Here is an 11,175-nt window from a genome sequence, read left to right as displayed (position 1 = left end):
AAGACGTCCTGAAACGCGACCATATGCGGGCGCACCACCGCGCCCGGCTCGCCGCCGACACCCGGCCAGCGGACGAAGACGTCGAACTTGTGGAAGTCCGCGTTCACCGCTTCCAGTGCGCGCAGGGCCGTCTTGTCGCGGTTCTGCGAAGGGTAGAGCCGCTTCGCCGCCTCGACGCCCTGTCGCGCGATGATCTGCGTCACCCGGCTGACGGTCGCATCGAGGCGGCGCCGCATCGTGCGCTCCGGCAGGACGTCCAGCCCGCGCTCCTTCGCAATCCGCACCGCACGCCGGTAGCAGTCGCTGAACGGCGGGGCCTCCAGCCGAAGATAGTCGGATTTCAGGATCTCGAAGAACTCGGGCGCGCAGTCCTTGGCGCGTGGGCGCTTCTCTGCCGCACGGTTGCGGGGCGCAAGATAGGCCAGCCGGTCATGTGCGGCCACGCCGTCGATCAGCCTGAACCAGGACCAGATCGTGCGTGCGCCGATGCCGGTGAGCGCTGCGACCTGCCCTACCGCCAGATGGCGGCCGACGGTCGCCTCCAGAGCCTCGACCTTCTGGATCGCCAGAAGCCGCGCTTGCGCCTTCGCCTTCACGGCCTCGGGCAGCGCCTCATACCAGGCCCAGACTTCGTCGCGCGTCTTCGCGGCCGCGACTTTCGGGGCCACGGCCTGCTTGATCAGCGCACGCTGTGCCGCGTTCGGGAACAGATGCCAGCTGTATTCCCATCCGCCTCCCTTGCCCGACCGGCGGCGCGCGAACTGCGTCGCAGCTCGCCAGTTCAGCCGATCGACCAGTGCATCGACTCCTTGGCGGGTCTTCGGCAGGTCAGGCAGACCGCTTTCGGCGATCTGCGCAGGTGTCCACCATTCCTGCGACGGAACGAGCCTCATGCCTCGCCCCCGTCGCCGTCGTAATTGCGCCACAGCGGCTCGCCCTTGTTGCTGGCCTCCCAGATCTGCTCGCGATAGTTGATCAGGAACCGCTTCTTCGCCGCCGTCGACGCACGGGTCCAGGCCTTTGTAAGCGCAATGAAATCGGCCTCGGCACGGTCCTTGAGCACGGCTTCGTCGCCACGCTCCCGCGCCGTGATCGTCCGACGAGCCCCGGCGGCCGACTTCGCCTTGCCCTCGATCAGCGCATCGACCACCGCATAGCGCAAGGCCGGCTCGCCGATCTTCGCGATCTGCATCAGGTCGTTCAACGTGACCGGGCGCGGCGCCGACCGCAGCCTGGCGCTGTCCACCCCCAGCTTTTCGCCGGCCCAGACCAGACGCCGGACATGCCGGTCGGACAGGCCGAACTTCTCGGCCGTAGTGGCGACGAAGGATCGAACGGACATCATGTCCACTTGATTCCGGAACTCGACGCTCCTTCGGTCGCCACCATGCCGCGTCTCCGGGTGCAGGCGCTCGTAGACCCGCTTGCGCTCGGCCAGGAAGACGGCCGTGTCCAGCGGCCCCATCTCGGCCCCGGCCAGGTTGTCGTCGATCTCCATCAGACGTGCCCAGTCGTCGGTCACATCCGTCCAGACCTTGGCCTCGATCTCGCTCCAGCCCAGCTGGCGCGCGGCTTCCAGGCGGTGGGCCCCGGCGATCAGGACCAGCCCGTGCCCCTTCTTCCGCCGCACATGGATCGCGTCCTTCATCACCCCGGTCTCGGCGATGGATGCTTTCAGCGCCTCGACTCCGGCCTGGCTGACAGGTCTGAGGCGGTTGCGGTCGTCGATCTCCGTCACCGGCACCGGGCCGGTCGTCTGCAAGGTCGGGGCTTTCATTTGCGGGTGGGGGCCTTGGTCATGGTGTAGTAGAAACGTGGTCCCATCGGGGTATGAACACGGGCGCACAGGATCTCGGCACCGTGGTGTCGCAGCTCTGCCACGACCGCCGGGACCGCCATCACGCGCGCCTTTCGGACGATGTCCCGCGTGGTGCGGGGCCTGCCGTCCGACAGCAGCCGCAGCACCCGCTGCAGGCGCGGGCTGTCCAGGCCCGCCGCGTGGATGTGGCCACACGCACTCATCTGGGCCGACCGCTCCGCGGCGCGATGGCGTGCGGCAGAAGGCCCTCCTCGGAGGTCCTGCACCGGCTGCACAGGCGATTGTGGATACCCTCGCTTCGGAAGGGCTGGCCGCAGCACAGGCAGGGCCGCACAATCCGCCGCGCCCGTTCGTCGTCGCGCCGCTGCGCATGGCCGCAGGCCGCTTGGGCCGCATTCCGCGTGGCATAGGTGCCGTGAATGTTCCGGTCCGGGTCGCGCACCTCGAAGACATCACCCTTCTCGACGATGCGCCACCGACCCCGACCGGGCCGCGCGAACATGAAGTTGTCAGCACCCATCAGCGTCTCTCCTTGCGGGCCAGCATCAACGTGATGCGGGCCAGCTCCTGACTTTCCCGCAGCCGAGAGAGGCAGGCGAAGATCGCGTCAAGTGCGCGCGCATGGCGCACGATGGCCTCGTCCCGCCGGATCCGCGGCGCCGCGGGATCCTTCATCTGCTGCTCTGCGACCTGCGCCGCGTGCAGATGGCCGATCATCTCCGTCCAATCCCGAGGCACCGGACCGCTCATCGCCCGCCCTCCAGGAACTCGACCAGGACATTCAGAAAGTGCCGCTGGCAGGCCACGAAATCGTCCGTCATGACCGCCGCCATCAGCCGTTCCTCGGCATCCGTCAGCGCCTTCAGCGCCAGATACTCGCCAGCCTCCGACAGATCCTTGTTCTCGACGTTCCGCCGCGCCACGCGGACGCCCTCGATGGCCTCCAGGGCCTCCGCCATGCAATCGCGCGCGGAGCGGGCCAGATCGTCGAAAAAGTCATCGTCCCGGTCCCTCATTGCTGAACTCCGCCGAAGAAGGTCCCCAGAAACAGGACCAGGGGGATCAGGCCGAAAAGGCACAGGACGCCGATCAGGTCGCCCAGCCAGTGATCGTCCAGCCGCCGGACGGCGTTCAGCAACCTGCGCATCTCATGTCTCCTGATGTTGGGATAATGGGCCATCATGCCGCCTCCCGCTTCGCACTCGGCGGCCGCGCAATTTCGTTCGGCCAGGACAGGTCGTCGGGCCAGTTGTCCGAGAACCACTGCATAGCCCTGTCGGCCGTGCTGGTCCTGCAGTCACCGCCGGCCTGCAGCTTCTTGAAGAAGTCGCCCTTCGCGAAGATGCGCATGGAGATCGTCCAATGGCTTTTCCCCAGGTGCTCGCAAAGCTGCTGTTGGAGGGTGAGTATTCTGGTGCGCTGATCCATGCGCGCCATTTAGCCACTAAAGGCCACTACAGTCAAGCCACAACAGGCCAGACTTTCAACTTTAGCCATTACAGGCTAGTTTACCGAAATGGATGCGATTCTGGACATCATCGACCAGGCTCTAAAGCGTAAGGGGCTGAGCGATTCAGCGGCGTCGAAGCTCGCTGTCGGGCATCCGTCCCTGCTTAAGAATATGCGCATGCCCAGAGAGGGCGAGAAGCGGTACAACCTGCCGTCTCTGATGCGACTGGCCGAAGTGCTCGATCTGGAGTTCTACTTCGGCCCGCGCCGTCCTGCCGAGCCAGTTGGGGTTGTGGAGATCTCTGGCGAGGACTATGCGCGGGTTCCGGTGCACGATGCCTGGCTCTCGGCGGGGCCGGGGGTGTCGAACGGAGAAGCGGCGGTGATCGATCACCTGCTGTTCCGCCAGGACTGGCTGCGAAAGATCGGCGTAAGGCCGGACTCTGCCGCCCTCGCCCGCATCTCGGGCGACAGCATGGCCCCCGCCATCCAGTCGGGCGACCTCGTTCTGATCGACACCGCCAGGAGAGAGGTGCCGGAGCATCGGCCGGACCGCCCCGTGACGAAGCTGCCGATCCTCGCCTTCATCCAGGAAGGCGAGGCCCGCGTGAAGCGCCTCGAGCGCAGGCCCTCGGAACGTCTCCTCGTGCTCTATTCCGACAACCGCGACATTCCGCCTGAGGTGATCTCCGACCGCGATGCGCACCTGCTGAACATCCTCGGCCGCGTGGCATGGTCAGGGCACGTCTGGCGATAGGTCGCCCGCCAAAAGATCGGCGTATCTCTGCCGTTCTTCCGCCGCATCGATCGTTTTCCGCCACGGAACGTCTGCCGCCTAAAGTTGAGGGAGTATCCACCATGCGAACCACCACCGTGTCACTGATCGCAGTCGCCTGCCTGTCCGCCTGCGTTCCGGCCTCGGAGCCGATCATTCCCGACTATAACGGTGCCAGCGTGAAGATCGCCCAGGACAACGTCTTCGGCGAGGGCGTGCGGAGCTAAGCGACCGATGCCCAGGCGGCGCGCATCTGCTCGAAGACCGGCAAGAAGGCCGAGTATGCCTCGGTGCGCCGAGTGAACCAGTACCACGTGGAGCGCCTCTATCTTTGCCTCTGACCACGACCAAACCGCAAGAACCAGTTGCATGTTACAGGTCGGCTTTCGCACCTGGCCTTTTTACCATTAGCCAGACTTTTCCGTGGGTTACGGACAACATGCAACTGGATTACCCAACATGCCAATGGATTTGCATGTTCCGATGCGTTCTTATGCACGTTCTGACCGTCGCACCGGCACCACGTCCACCATGATAAGCCCTGTTTTACAAGCGGTTAAACGGTCGCCGCGCGTCCACACTCCTCATGCGTGTCGCGCCGCGATCCGGGCCTCGCACACCCCAAACCTGCATTTCCTGCTGACAGTGCTAGGCGCCTACGAACGCGCCGCCGCAACAGCCTAAGCCTTTGTTGCCACACGCCGTCCAACGTCTTCCGGCGTCTTCCGGCGTCCTCCGCCTTCACTGCAGATTCTGTTGTCAACGCACAGCGGAAATCGGGGTCAGGAGAGTCTGCGGAGTCAAGGACTTGGCATTCCGGGCGAGCAGGGCCGCCGCAGGGACACGCTGCGGCAGAAAAATGCCCCCGTGCGGGGGGGGGGCACGGGGGCGTGTCGGAACGGGTCCTTGCCCTTCAGGGGACAGCAGGCAGGGACCGGGGCGATGGGGACAGATCGCATCTCCGGACGCCCTGACCCTAGGGTCGGGCTGAATCGGGAATGTGACAGACCGGGCCCTGCGCGCGCAAAAGCTGTGGATTACTTGCGGCGCGAGCGGATCATTCCGGTGATGTCGAACACCTGTTCGAGAATGGGTTCGGCGATGGCCGCGGCCCGCTCGGCCCCGTCGCCGAGGATACGGTCGATCTCGGCCGGGTCGGCCATCAGCCGGTTCATCTCGGTCGTGATCGGCGACAGCTTGGCGACCGCCAGGTCGGCCAGAGCGGGCTTGAAGGTGCCGAACTGCGCGCCGGCGAAGTCGCGGATGACCTGGTCCACACTGTGCCCGGCCAATGCCGCATAGATTTTCACAAGGTTCCGGGCCTCGGGGCGGTCCTTCAGGCCCTCGGCGGTTTCGGGCAGCGGATCGGGGTCGGTCTTGGCCTTGCGGATCTTCTGCGCGATCATGTCGGCGCTGTCGGTCAGGTTGATCCGGCTCTGGTCCGAGGGGTCGGACTTGGACATCTTCTTCGTCCCGTCGCGCAAGCTCATGACGCGGGTCGCGGCGCCCTCGATCAGGGGTTCGACCACCGGGAAGAAGTCAACGCCATAGTCGTTGTTGAACTTGATCGCGATGTCGCGGGTCAGCTCCAGATGCTGCTTCTGGTCCTCGCCCACCGGGACCATGGTCGCGTGATAGACAAGGATGTCGGCCGCCATCAGCGAGGGATAGGCGAAGAGGCCCAGCGATGCCGCCTCGGCGTTCTTGCCGGCCTTGTCCTTCCACTGGGTCATCCGGCTCATCCAGCCCATGCGGGCGATGCAGTTGAAGATCCAGCCGAGTTCCGCATGGGCGGAGACCTGGGACTGGTTGAAGAGGATGGACCGTTTCGGGTCGATCCCCGCCGCGATGAAGGCGGCCGCGCCCTCGCGGGTCTGCTGGCGGAGCTTCGCCGGATCCTGCCAGACGGTGATCGCGTGCAGGTCCACGAGGCAATAGATCGTCTCGATGCCCTCGTCCTGCTTTTCCACGAAGCGTTTCAGCGCGCCGAGATAGTTGCCCAGCGTCAGCCCGCCCGAGGGCTGGATGCCCGAGAAGATGCGGGGTTTGAAGGTTTTCGGCGTTTGGACCGCCGAAGCCTGCGAGGTCATGGGGTGGCTCCATCTGGAAAATCCTGCCGGACCCGCGTAATCCAAGGGCAAACAGGCGTCAATCGGACAAGGCAGCGAGGCAGGACATGGATCAGGATTTGCACGCCCCCCCCCTGAACCCCCTGCCCTGGATCGTCTGGGCCCTGGCCCTGCCGGTGATCGCGATGGAGATGCTCCTGTCCCTGGCCGAGGCCGGACTGGTCGGCGGGGCGCAGGGCGTGGGCTGGCGATTGCAGGCGGTGGAACGCTTCGGCATGTTCCCCGAGCTTCTGAAGCTGCAATGGGAAACCGGCGGCCACCCGGCCGAGGAGCTGCACCGGCTGGTCAGCTACGGACTGGTGCATGGCGGGGTGACCCATGCGCTGTTTGCCGTGGTCATGCTGCTCGCGCTTGGCAAATGGGTGGGCGAGGTGTTCCGCTGGTGGGCGGTGCTGGCGGTGGTGCTGGGCTCGGCGGCGGCGGGGGCTCTGGCCTATGGGCTTCTGGTGCCGGGCATCCGCGCGCCGCTGATCGGGGCCTATCCGGCGGTTTACGGGTTGATCGGGGCCTTCACCTTCATGATCTTCACCAACCTGTCGCGGGTGGGCGCGAACAAGTGGCGCGCCTTCTCGCTGATCGGGTTCCTCTTGTTCTTCCAGTTCGTCTTCGGGATGCTGTTCGGCGGCGGCTGGGACTGGGTGGCGGATGTCGCGGGCTTTGCCGCCGGGTTCCTTCTTTCGGTCGTGGTCAGCCCCGGCGGGTTCGGCCGCGTGCTGGACCAGATCCGTCAGCGCTGAGGCCGGAGCGCCCGCAGGTCCGACAGGCGCACGGCCCTGAGCGCAAAGGCGGCGACGGCATAGCTGGCCATGCCGATCCCGATGAGAAGCACCAGGCCCAGGATCCGCCAGCCGCGATCTTCCAGCAGGGGCATGAGGAGGCCCCAGCCGACCCAGAGCGCCGCCCCCATCAGGGCCGAGGCCAGCGCGATCCGCCAGAGGCGCGACCGGAACCGGGCGTCGAAGCGCGTCTCCTCGCCCAGGCGCCGCGACCCCCACCAGAGTTGACCGACCATGACCCAGGCCGACAGCGTGGTGGCCCAGGCAGCGGCGGAGAAGCCGATCCAGGGCATCAGGCCGAAGGCGAGGGCTGCGTTCAGCACCATGGACCAGACGGCATAGCGGAACGGGCTGCGCGTGTCCTCGCGGGCGTAGAACAGCGGTTGCAGCGCCTTTTGCAACACGAAGGCGGGCAGGCCAAGGCCATAGATCGCCAGGGCAAGCGCGGTGGCGGCGGTATCGTAGGCTCCGAAGGCGCCGCGCTGGTAGAGGACTTCGGTGATCGGGAGGGCGATGACGACCAGCGCCACGGCGGCGGGCAGGGTGAGAAGCAGCGCAAACTCCGTCCCCCGGTTGAAGGCGTCCTGCCCGCCCGCGCTGTCGCCGGCCTGAAGCCGGCGGGACAGTTCGGGCAGAAGCACCGTGCCCACAGCGATCGCCACCACGCCCAGCGGCAGCTGGTAGAGACGGTCGGCATAGACCAGCCAGGAGATCGCGCCCTCGGTCCCCGAGGCGACCTGCCGTGAGACCAGAAGGTTGATCTGCACCACCCCGCCGACCATGAGCGCCGGCCCCATGTTCACCATCAGCCGGCGGAAATCCGGGGTCAGGCGCGGCAGACGCAGGCGAGGGACAAAGCCGATCCGGCGCGCGGCGTAAAGCGTCCAGGCCAGTTGCGCGATGCCGGTGATCGGCGTGGTCCAGGCCAGCGTCAGGCCCATGTCCCAGCCCATGTGCGCGGCCAGTGCCATGGCGGCGATGAAGACGAGGTTCATCAGCACCGGCACCGCCCCGGCCTCGGCGAAATGGCCGTGCGCGTTCAGGATGCCGGACAAGAGCGCGAAGAGCGAGATGAAGCCGATATAGACGAAGGTGATCCGCCCGAACTCGACCGCGAGGTCGAAGCGCCCGTCGCCGACGAAGCCCGAGGCCATGGCCCAGACCAGGAGCGGCATGGCGATGGTGCCGATCAGGGTGAAGAGGATCAGGAAGGCGGTGAGGCCGGAAAATGCGTTCTGTGCGAAGTCCTCGGCATCGGTGCCGGCTTCCAGCTTCTTGGAGTAAAGCGGCACGAAGGCCTGGTTGAAGGCGCCTTCCGCGAAGAAGCGGCGGAACATGTTGGGCAGCGAGAAGGCCACGTTGAAGGCGTCGGCCACCGGCCCCGCGCCAAGGTAGGCGGCCATCATCAGCTCGCGCACCAGCCCCGCCCCGCGCGAGACCAGCGTCCAGCCGCCCAGCGTGACGATGCTGCGGATCATCCGGCTCATGCGCCGGCCCTTTCGGCCCCTTCCGTGATGGCCTGGCGCAGCTTCTTCTCCAGCGCCTCCTGCCGGTGCTTCTGGTGCAGCTTCAGGCCGAACATGTCCTTGACATAGAAGGTGTCCACCACCTGCGCGCCATAGGTCGCGATCACGGCGCTGGCGATGTAGATGTTGCTGGCCGCGAGCGTCCGGGTCAGGTCGTAAAGCAGGCCCGGCCGGTCGCGGGTATCGACCTCGATGATCGTGTAGATGTCGGACCCTTCGTTGTCGAACATGATGTGGGTCGGGAAGCGGAACTCGCGTTCGCGTTTCTTCAGCTTGTCGCGGTCCTTCAGCGCCTCGCGGGCCACGACCTCGCCCTTCAGCGTCTTGTCGATCATCTGGCGCAGGCGCGGCAGGCGGCTGACCTCGTAGGGGTGGCCTTCGATGTCCTGCACCCAGAAGACGGCGGTCGCATAGCCGTCCTTCGAGGTGTAGGTGCGCGCATCCACCACGTTCGCGCCGACCAGCGCCAGCGCCCCGGCGAGGCGGCTGAAGATGCCGGGATGGTCGGCCAGCGCGAAGCAGGCGCGGGTCGCGTCGCGGTCGGGGTCGGGGTGCAGGTCGATGCGGATCTCGTCATCGCCGATGCCTTGCAGCAGGCGCGCAAAGACCTCGTGCGTGTCGGTGGACAGGCCCTGCCAGTAGGGCGGGTAGTGGCGGGTCAGCTCGTGCTCCAGCGCCGCGGGATCCCAGCCTTTCAGCCGGTCGGCCAGGGCGCGGGTCGCCTCTTCCTGCCGGTTCTCGCGGTTGAGCGTTTCGAGACCGCCTTCCAGCGCCTCGGCGGTCTGCTTGTAGAGCTGCCGCAGCAGCATGGCCTTCCAGTTGTTCCAGGTGCCCGGCCCCACGCCGCGGATGTCGCAGACGGTCAGCACCGTGAGAAGGTCCAGCCGCTTGCGGGTCTTCACCGCCTTGGCGAAGTCGCGCACCGTGCGGGGATCGCCGATGTCGCGCTTCTGCGCCATGTCGGACATGAGAAGGTGATAGCGCACCAGCCATTCGACCGTCTCGCATTCCTCGGCATCGAGGCCGAGCCGTGGGCAGACCCGCCGGGCGATCTGGGCTCCGAGGATCGAATGGTCCTCGGGCCGGCCCTTGCCGATGTCATGGAGAAGCAGCGCCACATAAAGCACCCGGCGGTTCACCCCGGCCTTCAGGATGCCGCTGGCGACCGGCAGTTCCTCGACCAGTTCCTCGCGTTCGATCTGCGCGAGGCAGGAGATCGTCTGGATGATGTGCTCGTCCACCGTGTAGTGGTGATAGACGTTGAACTGCATCATCGCGACGATGGGTTCGAACTCCGGAATGAAGGCCGACAGCACGCCGAGCTCGTTCATCCGGCGCAGGCTGCGTTCCGGGTTGCCGTGCTTGAGCAGCAGGTCGAGGAAGATGCGCTGCGCCTCGGGGTCCTCGCGCATCCCGTCGTCGATGAGATCCAGGTTCTGCGTGACGATCCGCATCACGTTCGGGTGCAGCAGATACCGTGTTCGCAGCGCCTCTTCGAACACCCGCAGGAGGTTCAGCTTGTCGGCGAGGAAGGCCGCGGGATCGACCACGTCGATCCGGCCCTGCACCAGCTTGTAGCCCTTCTTCACCCGCTTGGTCATCTTGAAGATGCCGAAGAGGCTGGCCTCGCGCTTGGCGTGGCGGGCTTCGAGTTCCGTCAGGAAGATGCGGGTCAGCTCGCCCACCCGGGTTGCGAGGCGGAAGTAGTCCTGCATGAAGATCTCGACCGCCCGCCGCCCGCCCGCGTCGCGATAGCCCATGCGCGCCGCCACCTCGACCTGAAGGTCGAAGGTCAGCGTGTCGGTCGGCCGGCCGGTGATGTAGTGCAGGTGGCAGCGGACGGCCCAGAGGAAATCCTCGGCCTGGGCAAAGCTGTCGAACTCCTCGCGCGACAGAAGCCCGGCGCCGACCAGCCCTTCGGCGGAAGGCACGCGGTTCAGGTACTTGCCGATCCAGTAGAGCGTCTGCAGGTCGCGCAAGCCCCCCTTGCCTTCCTTCACGTTCGGTTCCAGCACATAGCGCTGGCCGCCCTGCCGCTTGTGGCGTTCCGCCCGTTCGGCGAGCTTGGCCTCGATGAACTCCGGCCCCGAGTTGCGGAAGAGGTCGGACCAGAGCTTCGCGTCCAGCTCCTCGGCGAGGGGTGCATGGCCGCAGATGAACCGGTGTTCCAGAAGCGCGGTGCGGATGGTGATGTCCTCGCGCCCGAGGCGGATGCAGTCCTTCACCGTGCGGCTGGCATGGCCGACCTTCAGCTTCAGGTCCCACAGCATGTAGAGCATGGTCTCGATCACGCTCTCGGCCCAGGGGGTGACCTTCCAGGGGGTCAGGAACAGCAGGTCCACATCGGACTGTGGCGCCATCTCGGCCCGGCCATAGCCGCCGACGCCTAGGACGGCGATACGCTCGGCCTCGGTCGGGTTGGCCAGGGGATGCAGGCGCATCGCGGCCGCCAGGGCAACCCGGACCAGCACGTCGGTCAGCGCGGCCTGAGCCGAAACGAGGGCCCGGGCCTGACGCGGTGTCTTGCGGAATTCGGCCTCGAGGGCAGCGGTCGCCTCGGTCCTGGCGGACTGGAGCAGCCTTACGACCGTTGCCCGTGCGGACCTGGCGTCTGCCACCTGGCGCAGGGCATCTTCGACCTGTGCGGTCAGTGCAACGACGTCGGGCACCGCATGGGCGGAACCCGGGGCCGGTTGCGTCG

The 11,175-nt window shown here is 66.4% G+C and carries 14 protein-coding genes; 3 read left to right on the top strand and 11 right to left on the bottom strand.

Translation table 11 applies throughout. The features are described 5' to 3' along the window. The 8 genes from FL625_RS05855 to FL625_RS05825 all read right to left on the bottom strand — a co-directional run. Positions 1 to 893: DNA-binding domain-containing protein (locus FL625_RS05855; protein ID WP_268815761.1), on the bottom strand; the 893-nt coding region annotated here is incomplete at its 3' end. After that, a complete protein-coding gene (locus tag FL625_RS05850; RefSeq protein WP_149587677.1) occupies positions 890 to 1,777 on the bottom strand; it encodes a ParB/RepB/Spo0J family partition protein in 888 nt (295 codons plus the stop codon). The genes FL625_RS05855 and FL625_RS05850, both read right to left, overlap by 4 nt. Beyond that, on the bottom strand, positions 1,774 to 2,022 hold the full coding sequence (locus FL625_RS05845) for a hypothetical protein (protein ID WP_149587676.1): 249 nt from the start codon (positions 2,020 to 2,022) through the stop codon (positions 1,774 to 1,776). Before FL625_RS05845 ends, FL625_RS05850 begins: the two co-directional genes overlap by 4 nt. Further along, positions 2,019 to 2,339: a hypothetical protein gene (locus tag FL625_RS05840; RefSeq protein ID WP_149587675.1), complete on the bottom strand. Its 321-nt coding sequence runs from the start codon at positions 2,337 to 2,339 to the stop codon at positions 2,019 to 2,021. The genes FL625_RS05845 and FL625_RS05840 overlap by 4 nt, the downstream gene beginning before the upstream one ends. Beyond that, entirely contained in the window at positions 2,339 to 2,536 is a 198-nt protein-coding gene (locus FL625_RS05835; protein ID WP_149587674.1) for a hypothetical protein, read from the bottom strand. Before FL625_RS05835 ends, FL625_RS05840 begins: the two co-directional genes overlap by 1 nt. 29 nt (positions 2,537 to 2,565) lie before the next feature. Then, complete coding sequence (locus tag FL625_RS05830; RefSeq protein WP_149587673.1) at positions 2,566 to 2,778, bottom strand: hypothetical protein; 213 nt, start codon at positions 2,776 to 2,778, stop codon at positions 2,566 to 2,568. Positions 2,779 to 2,831: 53 nt separating this feature from the next. After that, positions 2,832 to 2,966 carry a hypothetical protein gene (locus FL625_RS18500; RefSeq protein ID WP_268815760.1) on the bottom strand — a complete coding sequence of 45 codons (135 nt, stop codon included), beginning with the start codon at positions 2,964 to 2,966 and terminating at the stop codon, positions 2,832 to 2,834. A gap of 32 nt (positions 2,967 to 2,998) precedes the next feature. After that, the gene (locus FL625_RS05825; RefSeq protein WP_149587672.1) at positions 2,999 to 3,247 is read right to left on the bottom strand and encodes a hypothetical protein; all 249 of its coding nucleotides are present in this window, start codon (positions 3,245 to 3,247) and stop codon (positions 2,999 to 3,001) included. A gap of 88 nt (positions 3,248 to 3,335) precedes the next feature. On the opposite strand from FL625_RS05825, the gene FL625_RS05820 reads away from it, so the two are divergent. Both FL625_RS05820 and FL625_RS18055 read left to right on the top strand, forming a co-directional pair. Continuing rightward, a complete protein-coding gene (locus FL625_RS05820; RefSeq protein ID WP_149587671.1) occupies positions 3,336 to 4,025 on the top strand; it encodes a S24 family peptidase in 690 nt (229 codons plus the stop codon). 101 nt (positions 4,026 to 4,126) lie between these two features. After that, positions 4,127 to 4,270, top strand: coding sequence for a hypothetical protein (locus tag FL625_RS18055; RefSeq protein WP_160147737.1), 144 nt, complete (start codon positions 4,127 to 4,129; stop codon positions 4,268 to 4,270). 810 nt (positions 4,271 to 5,080) lie between these two features. Here FL625_RS18055 and trpS read toward each other — a convergent pair. Continuing rightward, positions 5,081 to 6,133, bottom strand: coding sequence for a tryptophan--tRNA ligase (trpS, locus tag FL625_RS05815; RefSeq protein WP_149587670.1), 1,053 nt, complete (start codon positions 6,131 to 6,133; stop codon positions 5,081 to 5,083). Between the two features lie 86 nt (positions 6,134 to 6,219). On the opposite strand from trpS, the gene FL625_RS05810 reads away from it, so the two are divergent. Continuing rightward, positions 6,220 to 6,909 (top strand): rhomboid family intramembrane serine protease, encoded by a 690-nt coding sequence (locus FL625_RS05810; protein ID WP_149587669.1) that lies wholly within the window; start codon positions 6,220 to 6,222, stop codon positions 6,907 to 6,909. Here FL625_RS05810 and murJ read toward each other — a convergent pair. Together murJ and FL625_RS05800 are read right to left on the bottom strand one after the other, a co-directional pair. Beyond that, on the bottom strand, positions 6,900 to 8,435 hold the full coding sequence (gene murJ / locus FL625_RS05805) for a murein biosynthesis integral membrane protein MurJ (protein WP_149587668.1): 1,536 nt from the start codon (positions 8,433 to 8,435) through the stop codon (positions 6,900 to 6,902). The two genes, FL625_RS05810 and murJ, sit on opposite strands and share 10 nt — an antisense overlap. After that, entirely contained in the window at positions 8,432 to 11,143 is a 2,712-nt protein-coding gene (locus tag FL625_RS05800; RefSeq protein ID WP_235019324.1) for a [protein-PII] uridylyltransferase, read from the bottom strand. Before FL625_RS05800 ends, murJ begins: the two co-directional genes overlap by 4 nt. Positions 11,144 to 11,175 lie beyond the last annotated feature (32 nt).

This window comes from Tabrizicola flagellatus (assembly GCF_008271465.1).
Taxonomy (GTDB): domain Bacteria; phylum Pseudomonadota; class Alphaproteobacteria; order Rhodobacterales; family Rhodobacteraceae; genus Tabrizicola; species Tabrizicola flagellata.
The sequence above is the reverse complement of the archived record's forward strand: the minus strand, read 5'-3'. Positions and strand labels throughout refer to the sequence as shown.